The 18,835-nt window shown below is 51.2% G+C and carries 15 protein-coding genes; 6 read left to right on the top strand and 9 right to left on the bottom strand.

The window, feature by feature from the left end; genetic code table 11:
• Window positions 1–172 precede the first annotated feature (172 nt).
• Window positions 173–1,453 carry a serpin family protein gene (locus tag C7B82_RS07770; protein ID WP_106255732.1) on the bottom strand — a complete coding sequence of 427 codons (1,281 nt, stop codon included), beginning with the start codon at window positions 1,451–1,453 and terminating at the stop codon, window positions 173–175.
• Window positions 1,454–1,668: 215 nt separating this feature from the next.
• Here C7B82_RS07770 and hpsE point away from each other — a divergent pair, with 215 nt between their 5' ends.
• Entirely contained in the window at window positions 1,669–2,640 is a 972-nt protein-coding gene (hpsE, locus tag C7B82_RS07765; protein WP_106255731.1) for a hormogonium polysaccharide biosynthesis glycosyltransferase HpsE, read from the top strand.
• A gap of 59 nt (window positions 2,641–2,699) precedes the next feature.
• Window positions 2,700–2,831, top strand: a complete 132-nt coding sequence (locus C7B82_RS33080; protein WP_219904137.1) for an FAD-binding domain-containing protein — start codon at window positions 2,700–2,702, stop codon at window positions 2,829–2,831.
• 12 nt (window positions 2,832–2,843) lie between these two features.
• Here C7B82_RS33080 and C7B82_RS07760 read toward each other — a convergent pair whose 3' ends face one another.
• The gene (locus tag C7B82_RS07760; protein ID WP_106255730.1) at window positions 2,844–3,194 is read right to left on the bottom strand and encodes an STAS domain-containing protein; all 351 of its coding nucleotides are present in this window, start codon (window positions 3,192–3,194) and stop codon (window positions 2,844–2,846) included.
• 464 nt (window positions 3,195–3,658) lie between these two features.
• Here C7B82_RS07760 and C7B82_RS07755 point away from each other — a divergent pair, with 464 nt between their 5' ends.
• Together C7B82_RS07755 and C7B82_RS07750 are read left to right on the top strand one after the other, a co-directional pair.
• The gene (locus C7B82_RS07755; protein WP_106255729.1) at window positions 3,659–4,324 is read left to right on the top strand and encodes a DedA family protein; all 666 of its coding nucleotides are present in this window, start codon (window positions 3,659–3,661) and stop codon (window positions 4,322–4,324) included.
• Between the two features lie 141 nt (window positions 4,325–4,465).
• Complete coding sequence (locus C7B82_RS07750; RefSeq protein ID WP_106255728.1) at window positions 4,466–5,842, top strand: UDP-N-acetylmuramoyl-tripeptide--D-alanyl-D-alanine ligase; 1,377 nt, start codon at window positions 4,466–4,468, stop codon at window positions 5,840–5,842.
• A gap of 3 nt (window positions 5,843–5,845) precedes the next feature.
• Here the strand turns inward: C7B82_RS07750 and C7B82_RS07745 are convergent, their stop codons facing one another.
• The 3 genes from C7B82_RS07745 to C7B82_RS07735 form a co-directional block, all read right to left on the bottom strand.
• Window positions 5,846–6,637 (bottom strand): GUN4 domain-containing protein, encoded by a 792-nt coding sequence (locus tag C7B82_RS07745; protein WP_106255727.1) that lies wholly within the window; start codon window positions 6,635–6,637, stop codon window positions 5,846–5,848.
• 396 nt (window positions 6,638–7,033) lie between these two features.
• Window positions 7,034–7,558 carry an adenylyltransferase/cytidyltransferase family protein gene (locus C7B82_RS07740; protein ID WP_245939787.1) on the bottom strand — a complete coding sequence of 175 codons (525 nt, stop codon included), beginning with the start codon at window positions 7,556–7,558 and terminating at the stop codon, window positions 7,034–7,036.
• Between the two features lie 76 nt (window positions 7,559–7,634).
• Window positions 7,635–8,309 (bottom strand): response regulator transcription factor, encoded by a 675-nt coding sequence (locus tag C7B82_RS07735; RefSeq protein WP_106255725.1) that lies wholly within the window; start codon window positions 8,307–8,309, stop codon window positions 7,635–7,637.
• A 406-nt stretch (window positions 8,310–8,715) separates the two neighbouring features.
• Between C7B82_RS07735 and C7B82_RS32040 the strand changes: the two genes are divergently transcribed.
• Both C7B82_RS32040 and C7B82_RS07725 read left to right on the top strand, forming a co-directional pair.
• A complete protein-coding gene (locus C7B82_RS32040; protein ID WP_181357393.1) occupies window positions 8,716–8,892 on the top strand; it encodes a hypothetical protein in 177 nt (58 codons plus the stop codon).
• A gap of 293 nt (window positions 8,893–9,185) precedes the next feature.
• Window positions 9,186–10,610, top strand: coding sequence for an NADP-dependent isocitrate dehydrogenase (locus tag C7B82_RS07725; RefSeq protein ID WP_106255723.1), 1,425 nt, complete (start codon window positions 9,186–9,188; stop codon window positions 10,608–10,610).
• Window positions 10,611–10,668: 58 nt separating this feature from the next.
• Here the strand turns inward: C7B82_RS07725 and uca are convergent, their stop codons facing one another.
• The 4 genes from uca to chlG all read right to left on the bottom strand — a co-directional run bounded on the left by uca (window position 10,669) and on the right by chlG (window position 18,564).
• Entirely contained in the window at window positions 10,669–14,295 is a 3,627-nt protein-coding gene (uca, locus tag C7B82_RS07720; protein WP_106255722.1) for an urea carboxylase, read from the bottom strand.
• 2 nt (window positions 14,296–14,297) lie between these two features.
• Complete coding sequence (locus tag C7B82_RS07715) at window positions 14,298–14,789, bottom strand: ester cyclase (RefSeq protein WP_106255721.1); 492 nt, start codon at window positions 14,787–14,789, stop codon at window positions 14,298–14,300.
• Window positions 14,790–14,860: 71 nt separating this feature from the next.
• A complete protein-coding gene (locus C7B82_RS07710; RefSeq protein WP_245939786.1) occupies window positions 14,861–17,155 on the bottom strand; it encodes a transglycosylase domain-containing protein in 2,295 nt (764 codons plus the stop codon).
• Window positions 17,156–17,517: 362 nt separating this feature from the next.
• The gene (gene chlG, locus C7B82_RS07705) at window positions 17,518–18,564 is read right to left on the bottom strand and encodes a chlorophyll synthase ChlG (protein ID WP_106255720.1); all 1,047 of its coding nucleotides are present in this window, start codon (window positions 18,562–18,564) and stop codon (window positions 17,518–17,520) included.
• Between the last annotated feature and the right edge of the window lie 271 nt (window positions 18,565–18,835).

Here is an 18,835-nt window from a genome sequence, read left to right as displayed (position 1 = left end):
AGATGACCCTAGCTTCTGCACGATGTCAAGCATCTAAGGGCAATCGGTCTATCTCTCCACCCTCAAGATACAAGGGAGAAAAGAAGTTGGTTCTAGTTCTTAGAAAAAAGCTGACGGCTGATTGCGCAATCAACTCAAAACTCAAAACTCAAAACTCCCACGCAGGTGGCGCTTATTTCGGATCGACGATCGCCCCCATGAACAAGACGGTACCGGTTTTGTTATCACGGATGGCGCAGAAAAAGGGACGATCGACGACCATTTGAAACGGTTCGTTCGTGGGCATTGAGGTGGCGACAATGCCGATCGAGGTGGCTGCTGCCGCTTCGGTGCCTTCCTCGTTTACTTCCACAAAGGTTTTGTGTTTTACCTGATCGATCTTGGTGGGCACAGTGCTTAAGGCGTCGAACGTGGCTTTGCGGGCATCGAAGGCGATCGGCATCCCTAGAGCAGACAACGCTTTTTTCAGCTCGACATCGTATTCCAGCTTGAAGCGAGGCACTTGAACGGAACCCGGTTGAGTACGAAACTGGCTCATCCACCGCTGCCAGTTCTCAGCCGTCAGCGTTTTGGCAAAACTAGACAGCTTGGATGCTTGCTTTGGCAAGAAAATGTACATGCTGACGCGCTTTGTACCGTAGGGAAGGCTAACGGCTTGAAACTGCTCGTTTTCGTAGTATTTGTAGCTGCCCGTTTGCGCCATCATTGGGTGACGTTTCTGACGACCGTCGACAAGGTAAAAGGGCTTATCGGTGGTGTCACTCTTGTTAAAGGCCTTCGTCCAGCTGCCCTTGAAATAAATGGCGTTAATCAGAAACATCACGTCATCGGGCTTCAGGCTATCCACAATCTGGCTGATTTTGCCACGGGTATTTTCTTTTACCCAGCCGTTGATCGTCGCTGTAGCATTAGGAGCCCCAAAGTCTAAGTCTGTAACCTGTGCTCCATAAAATTTCTGATTGCGTTGAATGAAGGTTGGCTGGAAGGGAACGCCTTGCCGCGCCCAAAGTGAGTTGGCCATCGCCAGCTGCACACCTGTATCAGGATTCTCCAGCAGTGCTTTCAGATTTGCGTTTCCCTGGTTGAGTGCATTCAAGCTCATGCCCTGAAGCTCAAGGGTGCTTGACATCTGCTGCTGCGTAGTGCCACTGGCACCGTTGTAAGCCATTGAAAGGGCGATCGCGACACTCGACGGTGACACAAAGACATTCTGGTTACTCTCTTGCTTCAGCAACTCTGAAAAAAGCTTGAAGCTGAATGTCGTATTCGCAGTGACGAGCTTTGGATCAACCGTTTGAGGCTTCTGCATAGCAACCTGCTGAGGTAACTGGGTCGGCTGAGGGCTGGCGGTGGCTGGATGCACACTCGTTACTTTCAAACATCCCATCAACCCCAACAACATCAAGCTGCCGATCGCAATTGCACCAGTGCGCCGTAATCCACCATGACTCATCTTCAACACTCCTGATCAAACGCTGCATGATGATTCCTACACCTCAACCATCTCATGTTCGGGATGGCCGGAAGCGATCATTGCGGATTCGGTCACTCACGATCTGTTTACAGAAGCTTTATGAAGAGTGGTGTGGACGTGAAGAGACTGCAAGGTTAAGTTGTTGGTTTAGTACGCATCCATAATGATGTGGGGTTCCTGCCGTTATATTGCTTATGTCGATCGACTTTACTGTTGCCATTCGTACGTACAACGCTGAAAAGCGTCTGCCGGAAGTCTTAGACCGCCTACTTGCACAAGTCGACACTGAAGGCATTCGTTGGGAGGTGCTGGTTGTCGATAACAATAGTACGGATCAAACAGCGGCTGTTGTGGCCGAGTATGCTCAGCAATGGCGATCAGACAGTCAATTACGCTGTGTTTCGGAACCCAAACAGGGTAGTGCGTTTGCTCGCGATCGTGCGATGCAGGATGCCGCCAGTGAGAGCCTGGTCGGTTTTCTGGATGATGATAACTTTCCTGCCGAAAATTGGGTGGCAGAAGCCTACCGCTTTGGCCTGGCTCATCCTCAAGCAGGCGCGTATGGCAGTAACATTTATGCGAAACTTGATGCGCCGCCACCGCCAGAATTTCATCAGATCAAGTTTCTCTTAGCCGTAGAAGAACGGGGGGCAGTCCCCTTTCGCTACACTACTCGCGGAATGGCACCCAATGGGCCGGGCTGTGTGATTCGCAAGCAAGCCTGGCAAGAAGCCGTGCCTAAAAATCGACGCTTGAAGGGGAGAGATGAAACCTGGAAAGTAATGATCGCCAACGCGGAAGACATTGAGATCATGCTTTACATCCAAAGCAGTCAATGGGAAGTGTGGCACAATCCTGGGATGGAAGTGTGGCACCACCTGCCCCCCAAACGGTTTGAGCGTTCCTATCTACTGCGGCTCGCTCAAAGTGGTGGGTTGGCAGCTCACTCCTGCCGCTACGCTAAACTGCAACCCTGGCAACGACCGTTGATGCCATTATTTACGCCTCTGTATGTGCTTTTAAGTGGCTGGCGAGTAGGGGTGTATTACTTGCAAAACAGGCATGACTTGGCGACCGATCTGGCTAAAGCGTGTCTATTTCAGTATCAGTGGAATGTTCTGCTCAGTTCCTTTCAAACTCCTCGCGTGTCAGCGTCAAAAGACTAAGGAACAAGCATTTAGTCATCGAACGATCAAAGGCTTGGAGGGAGCGCTGTCAAGATCTCGTGAAGAACTCTATAGAGCAGCAGCGCTTCGGGGTCAAAATTGGTGTGGGCTATCCTAGTCCACTTGTGGATTTATTTAAGTCTGCTGCCGCGAATGAAACGGTCTATAACGCTGTTATCAAAACGGGCTGACAGCTTCCAGCTTTATGCCGCCACGGGTTCAGGAGCGATCGACACGCTAAGATCAACATTGCTGCCATCAACAATATCAAAAGCCCGGTCAAGTTGGGTGATTTCGAAGATCAGTCGGATAGCTGGACGAAGGTGACACACCGTCACACGACAGCCTTGACGGTGAGCAAGGTTCAAAGCGCTCACCAGAGATAGAATGCCAGCGCTATCAATAAATTCGACCTGGGCCATATCGATTAGCCACGTGTCACCTTTTTCCGGCTCAAGCGCAGCAACTTGCTGTTGAAAAGTAATGCCTCCACGGGAATTAAAGTGAGTGGGAGGTTGGAGCCGTACACATTCTCTCTGGTGAATAAGCGTCATATCTACACAGCCTGACATATAGAGTGTGAACAATCGCAAGAGCTTGAGTTTCAGTGGCTAATGACTTTTAGTGGCTAGTGCCATCAAGGTGACCAGATTGAACCCGTCATCTTCAGTCAGACAGGTTCATGCAGTTAGAAACAGTCATTACTGACACAATCGCTTGTCAATCCCCGTGAATGGAGTTTTGCAACCATCTTGGTTCACGTTTATTCGCTAACTATAAAAACTCACTCTCCTGATCACTGCTTAGTAACGCCTTGCTTTACTAAGTCTTTATGGTTCATCCGGGTTCAAACCCACTTTGCATGAATTTTTCGTTTTTCCTAGTAAATTGTATGCTTTGATACTTCTGCACCAGTCAAGTGTGATCTGGTACATGAGGCTGAAAATGGCTTCATTGACAGATTTCCAAGAATCACGTCAAGATTGATACAGAATGATGTTTTTATTAGCTGTGTTGCATGTCACTGGATTTTATCTCTGTAGAGACGATTGAAGAAGTTGCGCAGCAGTACGGCTATTGGGCTGTCTTTCTAGGGATCTTTCTAGAAAGTTTAGGGCTACCCATTCCCGGAGAAACTGTAACCTTGGCTGGTGGCTTTTTAGCTGGTAATGACCAGTTGAATTATTGGATGGTGTTGGCAGACGCATCGTTGGGAGCCATTCTTGGTGGTAACGTCGGCTACTGGATTGGGAGACGTGGCGGCTGGTCGTTGTTGCTGAGAGTCGGACGCCTTTTTCGCATCGGAGAAGAGCAGCTTGAGTCACTCAAGCGTCAGTTCAGCGAGAATGCCTCAAGAACAGTCTTCATGGGTCGCTTCATCGCACTTTTGCGTACGTTTGCGAGCCCTTTGGCTGGCATTGTCCAGATGCCCTACCTCACCTTCACGGTTTACAACACGCTGGGAGCTATCACCTGGGCCTCAGTGATGGTGAGCCTTTCATATTTTGCTGGTCAGTTTGTGCCGCTCGAAAAAATGGTGGCGTGGGCTGGTCAGTTTGCCTTTGTGATGTTGTTCATCGCGATCGCCTGGATTGCTGTCCCGCTTTGGCTAGAGTCTCGTAAGGCAAAGGAGATTGCTGAAAGCGATCCACAGCCTGATGATCAGCCTGCTAGTGGTTTGTAAAGGCCGATGGAACAGTGTCTTGATGTGGTTGCTGAGGCTGTTAGAGGCAAAACTGACTGTAATCGCTTTCTTTAAGGCTTGCCAAGAGGGTACCGTTAGCCGTTCAATGGCAGCTATCCTCTTTTTTATGGCAGTTTCTGCATGTCTTTTCGCGCCACGATCGCTCAACTAAGCAAAATTCTGGATGTGTCACCGTCCGTTCAAACCGCTACCGCTTTAGAAGCGGAGGCAATCGGGCTCACAACCGATACCCGTTCACTCCAAGCGGGCGAAGTTTTTTTGGCTTTAAGAGGCGATCGCTTTGATGGTCATGGGTTTGTGGAGCAGGCAGCCGCTAAAGGTGCGATCGCGGCAATTGTTGATCAGCGCTTCTCTTTGGCAGAGTGGGATGCGAAGAACGTCAGCTTACCCCTACTGCAAGTAGCAGATACATTACAGGCTTATCAAGCGATCGCGCATTGGTGGCGGAATCAATTTACCTGTCCTGTCATTGCGGTAACGGGTTCAGTGGGCAAAACGACAACCAAAGAATTGATTGCCGCCGTGCTCTCTTTGCAGGGCACTGTACTGAAGACGCAGGCAAATTACAATAATGAGATTGGTGTGCCTAAAACGCTGCTGGAGTTGGGAGCAGAGCACTCGTTTGCGGTCATTGAGATGGGTATGCGGGGGCGTGGAGAGATCGCACTGCTTACTCAAATTGCTCGACCCGATCTGGGTGTAATTACCAACGTGGGTACGGCCCACATTGAGCGTTTGGGTTCTGAACTAGCGATCGCCCAGGCAAAATGTGAGCTTGTGGCAGAAATGCCGTCTGCCACTCTGGCAGTGCTGAACCAGGATCTACCCCTGCTGACGGAAACAGCTGCAACGGTTTGGCAAGGAAAGACCATGACCTATGGACTGAAGGGTGGCGATCTGCACGGGCAGTTGCTTGACCCTGAGACGTTGGCAGTGGGCGAGTGGACGTTACCGCTGCCTTTACCGGGGCAACACAACGCTTTGAACTACCTCGCTGCCCTTGCAGTTGCCAAAGCGCTGGGCATCGATTGGTCGCCACTCGTGCATGGACTGACCGTCCACCTTCCCGATGGACGCGCCAAACGCTTTGTCTTGCCCAACGATATTGTGCTTTTAGATGAAACCTACAATGCCGGACTGGAATCGATGCTCGCAGCCCTTCAACTGCTGGCTCAAACACCAGGCAAGCGTCGGCTTGCGGTGTTGGGGACGATGAAGGAATTAGGGGAGCGATCGCCCGAATTCCACTATCGAGTTGGAGTTACGGCTAGAGAACTACAGCTCGATCGCCTGCTCATTCTGGCTGACCCAGCCGAAGCCGCTTCGATGGCAGCAGGTGCAAACCCGCTCGCAGCAGAATGTTTTTCTAGCCATACTGCAGTAGTGGAACGGTTACACGCACTCATTCAACCGGGCGATCGCATACTGTTCAAAGCCTCGCGTGCCGTTGGGCTTGAGCAAGTCGTTAACCAGTTTCGCGATCGTCTCAGTGAATAGCCCTTAGCCCTTAGACCAGGCAGGATGGGCGAGCAAAGAGGCAATCACCCTCACACCGCGTAGTTGATTGGATAACGGCAGGTGCCCTTTCGGTGCCGACAGATCCCAGGTAAACCCTTGTGGGTAACGTGTCCAGAGGTTTCCCTTACGCCATCCAATCTTTGACCAAAGCTGATCCCAATTTTTGCCAGCGCTGAGCCAGATGTCACGTTGCACTGAGAAACCAAACTTCCCCTCAGAATGAACCAGCCAAAGCGCATTCAACGTCTGTAAATCTGTGATTGGCAATTGGTCGATTTCTGTGAAATAAAGCCACTTCCGTTGTACAGCGGCAATACCCACAACTTCACACATTTTTTGTAACGTTAGCTGATCTGCTGCTTGAAACTTCTGTTCAGCCAGCAGTTGTTGCAGGGCGGTATAGTCAACGCCTGCTTCAGATTTTAGAGGCACAACGCCCTGAGGAAAGTGGGTTTGGAGAAACGTCTTAGCTGCTAAAGAGTCTGAGCTAAAGAGTGCTTGATAGACCATCCCAACGCCTGAAGAAACCGTACTTCCTGGGGGCTTGATAGGAATGTCGCCGCTGGCTATAGAATCACCATCCACAGCCGGATCGTATTCGGCAAGAAAGCGCATCAGTGCTGACAATCCAGGCTCACCAGCAGCAGCCAACGCCTGAATGGTTTGCCCCTGATGCTTAGCAGAAGCGGCTTTCAATTGCAGGTACAGAGCATCTGTAGGGTCACCGCCAGCGCTTAGTGGGGCAGCAATCAAGTCGCCAGTTGAATTAGCCATCCTATCCATCAAGTCACATACTACTGAGAGATGAGCAAACCATTTGAAGTACAACGCATTGCACTCACTTCATTGGTGTGATCTGATCCTGTACCTCTGACCCTGTACCAATAAGGAGCGTTTACCTATGAATGCTCTAAGCAAACCGGAGAGCATTGAACTAAAGTTTGCGTTACAAAACCCAGGTGAGCGTACGAGCGTTAGACAAATGCACAATGCACTAATTGTCCACGTTAGCAGGTCTGGCGTGCGTTTTTAAAGTCTCAGATGGTTAGCCGAAACAAAACCAGAGAAAAGACACGCCAAGAATCTGTTGAGGCTGAGCATTGCCAAGAATCCGTTCACAGGCTAAGGCTGATCACTCTTTGCCCCCTCATATCGTATTCCTGATAGCGCTCAGCCCCCTTTTGCAGCAAGAATGCGGCTCACAAGTGCAGACGTCGAACTAGGTACTTCAATCTGAACCAATTCGATATGGCCACCATATGCCTGAACAATCGCGGCCTCTGGAAGTGACTCCAGTTGATAATCACCGCCCTTTGCATAAATATCTGGCTGGAGCGCAGCGATCAATTGGCTGGCAGTCGTTTCAGCAAAAATAACCACGCCATCGACCGATCTGAGTGCAGCAAGAACCTCAGCCCGCTGGTGTTCAGGCACGATCGGTCGAGGGGGTAGGCCAGCAGCCTGTGGCTTGATTATTTGGACGGAGTGATCGCTGTTCAAACCAACCACTAGCGATCGCCCAAGACTTCTCGCGACTTGTAAGTAACGTACATGCCCCGCGTGGAGAAGGTCAAAACAGCCATTAGTAAAGACCAAGGGTCGCCAACGTTGAGGGTCAGCCGCGACTGCCTGCTTCAGTTCGTCCAGTGTGTAAAGACCAGGAAACATGGAAAGGGAGTAAAGATAAAGGCTCAAGGATAAATGCTAAAGGATAACGGAGGCAAAACACCATTTAACCTTTAGCCCTAGGTCTGTAGCCTTTTCTAGAGCCTTACTCGTCTCCAAGCAGACTTTCTGTCGGCAACTTGTAGCCACGCTCAAAGGCAAAGCGAACGAGCTGAGAGCGGTTTTCTAACTGCAGCTTGCTGAGAATATTGCTGAGATGCGTCTGCACGGTACGAGGGCTGACAAAGAGGCGATCGCCAATCTGTTTATTGGTAAAACCCTGAATCACCTCCCAAAACACCTTTTCTTCGGCAGGCGTGAGTGGCAAAGGATTGGGTGTTGCTGCGACTGATCCATTAGTGCTGCTATGGCTTTCGCGCTGCATGAGGAGCACAATTTCACTATGAATGCGGCGGGTGCGCTCAAGTTGAGCTTCGATCTTTGCCAAGAGTTCTCTGGGCTCAAACGGTTTAATTAAGTAATCATCAGCCCCGATCGAGTGTCCTTGGACCCGATCCTCTACGTCTCCTTTACTGGAGAGAAAGATAAAAGGCACCAGTTGGCCAGAGCGGATCGATCGCAGGCGACGGCAAAACTCGAAGCCATCCATCTCAGGCATCATGACATCCGAAACCACCAAATCTGGAGGATCTTGTTCAAAGACCTTGAGTGCCTCAACGCCTGACGCAACGCCTTGCGTCAGATAGCCCCGTTTTTCCAGGTAGCGTGTTAGCGCCATCCGTAGGGTTGCATCATCATCAACCACTAGAACTTTCTTCATCTAGATGCCTACAGTGGTAATACAGGATACAAGCAAAGAAATCCTCCGTGTTTGGTTAAGCACAGATTGCCCAAGTAAGGCTTTGAGAGTCATCGTTTGATATTAGTCAGTATTTCTAGAACAGAGCAACCAGTAGGCGCAGCCATGTGAGCCAACAAATAACAACGCCACTTTATCGACCCATCTGTTTACCAATTTACATAAAGAGTCATTTTTGCACCTAGCGTTGAACGGGGCGGGCAGACTACTTATACAATCATGGACTCTGAACGTCTTATTTTGACCAATTACGCCAAATTGCCGACTAAAGTTCAGCCATTCCTTCGTTCGCTTATATTTTAGAGTTCCCAGAGCTTCGTGAAAAACCATGTGCTGGTAATCAGAGTTTATAAAAGAAGCAATGATGATGCCTAAAGTAGCCTGCCAAATGACCGAAGCCAGCGATCGGTGGGAACGGATTATCAATGGGAACGGATCAGTAGACTTGCAATCACTGGTTTCAGCTGATCAGCTGATTGGGAACGTACCGCAAAACACAGTCGAGTGCCCCCAAGCCATGAGTGCTGATCGAGTGCAGCAGTAGAAACAGCCCATGAACCACATTGCCTCCCCATGTTCCCAGTATGCTACTTGCAGAAGTAATGTTCTCAGTATGCAACGTGCAGAAGTATTACTAACGACACGGCAATCTAGTTCATAGGAGTCGATCGCGGCCTCGCAGTCAGATGCACTACAAACATGTTCAGCCATTGGGCTATTCTAACCACAACGGATCAGCTGAGCGGTGCTGCTAGTGCCTCGTAGTTTCATTGCTAACCGAAGCCGAGGCTGGTTTGCTGATACGGCACCACTAACCAAGTACAGGAGTGACTATAGATGACGTATGACAAGCTTTCTCCCCCTACAACGGGTGCCAAAATCACGTTCCACAACGGTGAGCCTAGCGTTCCTGACGACCCGATTATTCCCTACATTCGTGGGGATGGTACGGGCATTGATCTCTGGCCTGCATCCCAACGAGTTTTTGATGCGGCAGTAGAAAAAGCTTACGGTGGCAAGCGTAAAATCAACTGGTTTAAAGTCTTCGTTGGCGATGAAGCCTGTGACACTTATGGCACTTATCAGTACTTGCCGGAGGATTCGCTGACAGCCATTAGAGAATATGGGGTAGCTATTAAAGGTCCACTGACCACGCCGATCGGGGGTGGTATTCGATCGCTCAACGTTGCCCTACGCCAAATTTTTGATCTGTATGCCTGCGTTCGTCCTTGCAAATACTATGCTGGAACGCCATCGCCGCATCGTACGCCAGAAAAGCTGGATGTCATTATCTATCGAGAGAATACAGAGGATATCTATCTCGGTATTGAGTGGAAGCAAGGCAGCGAAATTGCCGATCGCCTGATCAAGTTCCTTAACGAAGACCTGATCCCTGCTACACCCGAACATGGGAAGAAACAAATTCCACTTGATGCGGGCATTGGCATCAAACCGATCAGTAAAAAGGGCTCTCAGCGTTTGGTGCGTCGTGCTATGAAACACGCCCTGCGCTTGCCTAAAGCCAAGCAAATGGTGACGCTCGTGCACAAGGGCAACATCATGAAGTACACCGAAGGAGCCTTTCGTGACTGGGGCTACGAACTGGTGACATCAGAGTTCCGCGACGAGTGTGTGACGGAACGTGAATCCTGGATTTTGGGCAACAAGGAGCGCAAGCCAGATATCACGTTTGAAGAGAATGCGCGTCAAATCGACCCCGGCTACAATGCGCTGACGGCTGACAAAAAGGAGAAAATTTGCGCCGAAGTCAAAGAAGTGCTGGAAAAAATCTGGGACTCGCACGGCAAAGGGCAGTGGAAAGAGAAGGTGATGGTCAACGATCGCATTGCCGACAGTATCTTCCAGCAGATTCAGACTCGACCCGATGAATACTCCATTCTGGCGACCATGAACCTAAACGGCGATTATTTATCCGATGCCGCCGCCGCGATCGTGGGCGGACTGGGCATGGGGCCAGGAGCAAACATCGGTGACGAGTGCGCCATCTTTGAAGCGACTCACGGCACGGCACCCAAACATGCAGGCCTCGATCGCGTCAATCCTGGCTCCCTTATCCTTTCTGGGGTGATGATGCTCGAATACATGGGCTGGCAAGAAGCCGCTGACCTGATTACGAAGGGCATTAGCGCTGCGATCGCCAATCGTGAAGTTACCTACGACCTTGCCCGCATGATGGAGCCACCTGTAGAGCCACCGTTAAAGTGCTCGGAATTTGCTGAAGCAATTATTCAGCATTTTTAGGTGAAAGCCTTTCTCTATAGGGACGTTACAGGTAACGTCCCTACAAACGGTCAGCGACTCAGGCATCGCCATGAATGATAGCCAGGATTTGTCCCGCTGTGACGAGTTGCCCCGGTGTACACAGTACTTCTGTGACAATGCCAGGTGCTTCGGCAAGCAAGGTCATTTCTTGCTTCATCGCTTCCAGGATCATGATGCCAGTATCTTCAGTGACTCGATCGCCCGGTTTGACCAGAATTTGCCACACATTCGCAGTCGTTGCAGCGGTTAGGGCATAGCAATCATCGGGCACTTCAACAGTTGGGGCAGGTGGCAAGTCGGGTTCTTCGATGATCGCGCGTTCATCTTGGGCGCTCAGTGCCCAGCGATCGCGTTCGGCTTGGAATGAGGCTTGTTGGTGGGTTTTGAAGGCAGTGGCTTCTTCGGCAATGCTGTGTAGAAACTGTTGATAGTCCTGTAAGTTGAAAGTCGTTTCTTCGATCGTCAGCTTAAATTTGCCTTCAATAAAGTCCTCACGGAGCTGCGTCAATTCGGCATTCGATACAGGATAAAACCGAATCTGGTCGAAAAATCGCAGCAGCCAGGGATTGCCATCCTTAAAGTCTGCTGTTTGTTTGTAGCGATTCCACACTGGCACCGTGCGTCCGACAAACTGATAGCCACCAGGTCCTTCCATCCCATAAATACAAAGATAAGCACCCCCAATACCAACCGCATTTTCAGGGGTCCAGGTACGAGCGGGATTGTATTTGGTTGTGACCAGGCGATGACGCGGATCGAGGGGCACCGCCACTGGCGCACCGAGATACACATCGCCTAATCCCATCACGAGATAGCTGGCCTTAAAGACAATTTCTTTTACGGCTTCGATGCTGTCCAGGCCATTAATGCGCCGGATAAATTCAATGTTGCTAGGGCACCAGGGCGCATCTTGGCGCACTGATTGCATATATTTTTGAATCGCCAACTGTGTCGAAGCGTCATCCCAGGACAAGGGCAGATGCACAATGCGAGTGGGCAAGGTTTCTAGCGCATCGATCGCAGGCAAATGCACTTCGATCGCCTGTAATGCCGTCAGCAAAGCCTGTTGTGAGAGTATACGACTGTCGTAATGCACCTGGAGCGATCGCATGCCGGGCGTGAGTTCCAAAATGCCAGCGATGGGATTCGCTTGCAGGTAGGTCATCAACTCATGCACCCGAAAGCGCAAGTTCAAATCCAGCACTAGCGGCCCGTATTCAATCAGCAGATACTTATCACTTGCTTGACGGTAGGTCACGGCAATCTGGGTCTCGGTCGCAGACAGTGTGGCGAGAATGGCGCGTTCACTTGTGTGTGCGGAGCCTGTATCGCTTGAACCATCCTCCATCACAGTGATGGCTTGTCCTACTTGCAGGGTCTGGATTTGACGATCCAACTGCAATTCTTGCTGCAAAGCTTGATCAAACGTCAACCGATGGAATCGAATGGTGTTGCCTGGTTTGAGCTGTCCAATTTTCCATAGCTCCGCTTCAGCGATCGTCGCCGGACAAACAAAGCCGCCCAAACTGGGACCATCCAACCCAAGGATGATGGGCATATCGCCCGTGAAGTCGATCGTGCCCACCGCATACGCATTGTCGTGAATATTCGATGGATGTAGCCCTGCCTCGCCACCATCTTGCCGTGCCCACTGTGGCTTGGGACCAATCAACCGAATGCCGGTCCGTGCCGAATTGTAGTGCACTTCCCAGTGGGTCTGGAAGAAGGTCTCAATATCCTCATCGGTAAAGAAATCGGGCGCACCGTGGGGACCATACAGAACCCCAATCTCCCAGTGCGTGGGATAGGTAGGCATCAACTCAGGCGGCAGCTTTTGGGATGCTTGAGGAGAGGCTGGATGAACCTTCAACACATCGCCGACTTGCAGCGCTCTGCCACCGTGACCACCAAACCCACCGAGCGTAAACGTCGCTTTGCTGCCCAAATAATCCGGCACATCAAAGCCGCCCTGTACAGAAAGGTAGGTCCGAAAGCCATTACCCTGAATGGGGCCCAGGCGTAATGTACTGCCTGCTTTCACAGGAATGGCGTTCCAGAAGGCGATCGGCTCTTTGTCCAGAGTGGCTTTCATCGCGGCACCCGTGAGACAAATCACTGTGTCAGTATTGAAGCGCAACGCCGGACCCGACAGCGTACATTCCAAGCCGGCCGCTGTCTCTGGATTACCTAAGAGGCGGTTGCCGAAGCGGAATGCCAGCGAATCCATGGGACCAGAGGGCGGCACACCCACATCCCAGTAACCCACCCGTCCGGGATAGTCCTGCACGGTGGTCATGGTGCCTGCCACAAGCACATCGATCGTCTGCGGATGGTAGGCAAACCCGTTGAGAAACTTCGTCGTCAGTGCAGCAGCGTCAAACTCAGGCGCTGCAACAATTTGGCGCAAATACTCCAGGTTGGTTTCAATGCCGTCAATACGAGAGTGGGCGAGGGCTGTTTGGAGAGACGCGATCGCGCTTGCTCTCGATTCCCCATGCACAATCACTTTCGCCAACAGCGGATCGTAAAAAGGCGAAACCTCTGTTCCGGTCGCAATCCAGGTATCGCAGCGGATGGCATCTGGGAAGTGGACGTTGGTGAGTGTCCCCGAACTGGGCTGAAAGTTTTTGTTGGGATCTTCGGCATACACCCGCACCTGAATCGAATGCCCGTTCGGTTGATAGCGGTAGGTCTCCAACGACAGTGATTCGCCCGCTGCCTGTCGCACCATCCACTCCACCAGATCCACACCCGTAATGGCTTCGGTGACGCCATGTTCGACCTGTAAGCGAGTATTGACTTCTAGAAAATAAAATTGCTCGGTGTCTACGTCATAAATAAATTCAACCGTGCCTGCCGATTGATAATTGACCGATCGACCTAACTGCGTCGCCGCTGCATACAACTGTTGCCGCAGTGCATCGCTGATGTTAGGCGCAGGGGTTTCTTCGATGACTTTTTGGTTGCGTCGTTGAATCGAACAATCACGTTCACCGAGAGCCACAACGGTACCCTGGCCATCACCAAAGATTTGCACTTCGATGTGTCTTGCCCGCTCCACATATTTTTCGAGAAAGACGCCACTTTCGTTAAAGTTATTGCGGCTCAACCGCTGCACCGTTGCAAATAACTCTGCCAACGTTCCCTCTTCACGACAAAGCTGCATACCGATCCCGCCACCACCTGCCGTGCTTTTGATCATCAGGGGATAGCCGATCGTGGTTGCTGCCTGCCTCACCTGATCCAGCGTGTCCAACAACGGCGTTCCAGGGACGAGGGGCAGACCTGCTTGCGCCGCGATCGCTCGTGCTTCGTGTTTCAACCCAAACCGTTGAATATGCTCTGGTCTTGGTCCAATAAACGCGATGCCTGCTTGCATACAGGCTTCAGCAAAAGCAACATTCTCGCTCAAAAAGCCATAGCCAGGATGAATCGCCTCTGCTCCGGTTGCCTGTGCCGCTGCCAAAATGGCATCTGCCTGTAAATAACTCTGTGCCGCGGGTGCCGCTCCCACGCAAACGGCTTCACCCGCCGCTGACACATGGGCAGCATGTGCATCGGCCTCAGAATAAACGGCAACAGAGGCAATGCCGAGACGATCAAGCGTGCGAATAATCCGACAAGCGATTTCACCCCGATTAGCAATCAGAACTTTGGCAAACATAGTTAAGTCAATGAACGAACAGGCTTCTTAACCAACCTGGCTAAAAGTTGTTTAAGGATGAGTGAGAAAAGCGTTGGTCCTGGTAGAAAGACGATACCTAACTGTTGCATCAGACCTTGTGCATCGCCTTGACCCCAATGCTCCACAATTTTGCCGTCTTCAATCCGATCGATGCGCATGATGGCGATCGTGATTGGCTTCCCTGTAGGAGGCAGACCTTGAAAGGCACCGAGATGAGTCGCTGTGAATGTACCACAAGTCACCACACGATTGCCTTCAACAATCACTTCATCGAATGTATGCCGACCATTACTAAAGGCTTCGTAGAACGATAGGCCAAACTGTTTGAACTGATCGAGATCGAGCGGCTCAGCCATTCCAGCCATATGACCCACAAAATGAGGTGCCAGCAAAGCAAACGCTTGCTCCAGCGTGCGATCGTCGAACGCTTGGTAAAACTGGAGCACGATCGCTTTAGTTTGCTCTGTCGACATCGGATGCTCTTTGGAGATCAAGCCAGCAACTCATTCGCATCGGCAGCGTCCAACATCCGCCCAATACTACCTCAATTAGCCGGTGCACTTGGAGGTGGTCCAGAAGTCGTTGGGGGTGGCGCGGGTTCGGCTGGTGGCAATTCAGGAGCGGTATTTTGAGGTGGTGGCGCTGTTTCAGGTGCCGCTGGAGCGGGTGACTGATCGGGAGCCGCTGGAGCGGCATTGCCATTCGGGTCGCCTGCCGGAGTACGTGCTGGCTCCCCAGACGCTTTCGGATAGCTGCGAGAATTGTCTGAGGTGCCACTGCTAGACGGCGGTGCCTCCCCGTCATACATTTGCGCTGGTTTGACTGGCTTTGCTTTAATTACCCCTTTGCGATTGTCAAGCTTCGGTAACTCAGCAAACTTTTCCACTGGCATGCCTTTCACAACAGTGGTCATAAAGTTATGCCAGACTTCTGCTGCGGTGCTGCTATAGCTCCACGTGGGAGTATTATCATCGTTACCTAACCAAACACCTGCTGCCATCTGAGGCACAAAGCCAATAAACCACAGGTCGCGGGCTTCTTCAGACGTGCCTGTTTTACCTGCAACGGGTCGGCCAATTTGGGCAGCTTGCCCAGTACCACTGTTGACGACGTTCTGCATCATCCAGGTCACGATCGCCACCGTATCTTGATCGATGACCCGTTTGGGCTTCACATTAGCCGTATAAATCACCTCCCCTCTACGGTTGATGATGCGACGGATACCATGTGATTCCATATGGTTGCCTCTTGCTGCCAACGTTGCATAAGCCGTCGTGATCTCCAGCAGGTTGACCTCAGACGCGCCTAAGGCGAGAGAATACGTTGGCAGTAGCTCTGATTGGATGCCCATGTCGTGACCCAATTTGATCACAGGATCAAACCCAACATCAATGAGCAGGCGGACGGAAACTAGATTGACAGAATTGGTCAGGGCACTCCGCAGCGACAGCCAACCGCTGTATTTTCTGCCGTAGTTTTGGGGCTTGTAGCCATCTACCGTCAACGGCGCATCTAAATAGGACGCGTAAGGAGAAATGCCGGTCGCGATCGCAGTGGTATAGAGAATTGGTTTAAACGACGAGCCCGGTTGTCGTTGCGCCTGGGTGACGCGGTTAAACTGGCTAGTGACAAAATCCGTACCGCCTACCATTGCCCGGATCTCTCCATTCCGGGGATCGACCGCCACGAGCGACGCCTGCTTGAAGCCTTCAGCGGGCCCAACGTTTTTAACCGCATCTTTGATTGCTTTCTCTGCGGCTTTCTGCCAGGTCGTATTCAGGCTCGTTTCAACCGTCAGCCCGCCAGCCTCCAGCTGCTCTTTCGAAACCAGCTTGGGCAATTGTTGTTGAACGTAGGACGTAAAGTAAGGCGTGTCGCTATACAGCTTTTTAGGAAAGCTAGGCTTGAGGGCCAGCGGTTGAGCACGCGCTTGTTCAACTTCAGCTTCAGTGATGTAACCCGATTCCTGCATGCGATCGAGCACAATATCTCGACGTTGTTGGGCAATTTGCGGGTTTACTAGTGGAGAATAATCACTGGGCGCAGGGGGTAGGCCTGCGATCGTCGCCGTCTCTGACAGGGTTAGTTGATCGACAGATTTACTGAAGTAAACCCAGGCAGCATCCGCAACACCATAGGCTCCTGAACCTAAATAGACCAAATTGAGGTATTTCTCCAGCACTTGATCTTTACTCAACGCACGCTCAATTTTCTGAGCCAGGAACGCCTCCTGAATCTTGCGCCCCATCGTACGATCCTGGTTCAGGTAGATAATGCGTGCGACCTGCTGAGTAATGGTACTGCCACCTTCCACAAAATCACGAGCCAGTAAATTGGATGCGACCGCCCGCACAATAGACTGATAGTCAACGCCGTTATGCTGGTAAAAGCGACGATCTTCGGCAGCAATAAAGGCTTTGATTACACGATCGGGCACCTGCTTGATCGTGAGCTTTTGCCGGGTTGCAGAACCAAGCTGTTGTAGAACCACACCATCCGCTGCTTTGATGGTCAACGTCCCATTCTGAGCGAAGCTAGCGATCGCTGAGACATCAGGCAAACTCTTTTCGACTGCCCACACACCCCAAGCAAAAGCCCCGCCACCGCCGACTGCCACCAGTGCCAGCCAGAACGAATACCGACGATGGAGCGGTTTACCCATGCGAAAACGCCTACCAGATTGAGGTTTAGGATCGCCGGGATCGGCTTTTGGAGCTGGTTTCGCTGGCAGCGCTGAAGGCTGCCTGGTCACGCTGTCTGGTCGTAAATCAGACTGGAGCGACTCAGAACCACTTGATCGGATCGATAAGTTTTTGAGTTTTGAAAGAAAGTTTTCCACACTACAGCCTCATCACCACCAAGCGATCGCCGTTCTCATTGTAAGAGTTGGGATCAGAATCCGTCTCAGGGTACATGCAACCCTAACAAGTTCAAGCATTAACTCAAGCTCTACTGTAAAGCGCAATGAGCAACTGCTATATCTTGACAGAATCCTGACAGAGGTCAAGATCTTGACAGAATCCTAACAGAGAGTCAGGAAGCAAGCGCTGAGGACACCATTTCAATCGAGCTAGCCTCCGCTAAATGGCTATTTGACGCAGGACAAGCAGCCCATCCCTGAACAAATTCGGTTAATGTAGCAAACCGTAAAATACCTCTTTGTATAGGTGGCTACATTGTGTAACAAGCATCGCTTGATCGCTACACACCCGCGTGACCCAGAGCAATGCCTGCAACCAACATACCTAACACCAGAAAGGGCTGAGCGCTTGCCTGATACTTCACATCGTTTTCGAGCGGATTGCGCAGAAAGTACATATCCTGAAAGGTCATTTGCGGAATGATCAGCAGCAGCAGAATCGCAGCGTAAAGATTTTCGTGAATGCTAATCAAGTAAACAGCGACGCCAGCCTGGAAGATATCAATCATGCAGACGCAGATCCAAGCCGCTGTGGTCACCCCAAACATAACAGGTAGAGACTGCAAACCCAGCTGCCGATCGCCCTCCACGCTCTTAAAGTCATTAACAACCGCAATCCCCAAGCCTGCCAGGCTATAGAACAAGGTCAGAACCATGATCGTCGGGTTCAGGTCACCAAACAGGGCGTGACCCGCCCACCAGGGCAGCGCAATGTAGCTTGCACCCAGGGCATAGTTTCCCAGCCAGCCATTTTGCTTGAGCTTCAATGGGGGCGCAGAGTAGATGTAAGACACAAACGACCCACCGATCGCCAAGGCCGTGATAGTTGGAAAGGTATGACCGGCCCATCGATCGAGAGCATACGCAACGCCGATGCCGCCCAAGAGCAATAGGAGAATTTGCACCTTTACTTGCGGCAGAGAAATAGCACCAGAGGGGATCGGGCGATACGGTTCGTTAATAGCGTCGATGTCACGATCGTAAAAATCATTCAGCGTCTGTGTATAGCCAGTCAGGAATGGCCCCGACATCAACATACAGGCAGCCGAAATCAACACATTTTCCAACGTCCAGTGGTAATTGCCCGATGAAGCGGCTCCGCAAACAACCCCCCAGATCAGCGGAATCCAGGTGATGGGTTTCATCAACTGCAGGCGAATCTTCCAAATGGACGTTTCGCCTTGTTGCGCACCTTTCATCCCGAGAAGCTGGCGAGCTTGAGCCTTGCGATCGCTCACAGGCAAAGCTGCAACGACTGCCCCATCCGCTACAGGAGCGGCAGCAGCAATGGATTCGTCTGACAGTGGAGCAGGATTCGATTCAGTCATACGGCGTCAAGATCCGAACGAGGACTAGGTGGATTGAAAAAAGCAGAGTGCAGAAGACTGGAGGAGTTCTGAGATTTTAGTTATTAGGAGCTTTCTAGCAAACAAAGACCCCTTAGGAATGAGTATTAAATAAGATCGACTTCTGTAGGTTGAAGCATGAAACCCAAAATCCCCTCTGATGTTGGGTTTCATGCTTCAACCCAACCTTGTATCTTGAGGCTTAGGTAACCCGTCCCAACCTGGGTAGAAAAAACCGCTTTGTAGCTTGGGT

This window comes from Stenomitos frigidus ULC18 (assembly GCF_003003795.1).
In the GTDB taxonomy this organism is placed as follows: domain Bacteria; phylum Cyanobacteriota; class Cyanobacteriia; order Leptolyngbyales; family Leptolyngbyaceae; genus Stenomitos; species Stenomitos frigidus_A.
This window is presented reverse-complemented; position numbering and strand designations above follow the sequence as displayed.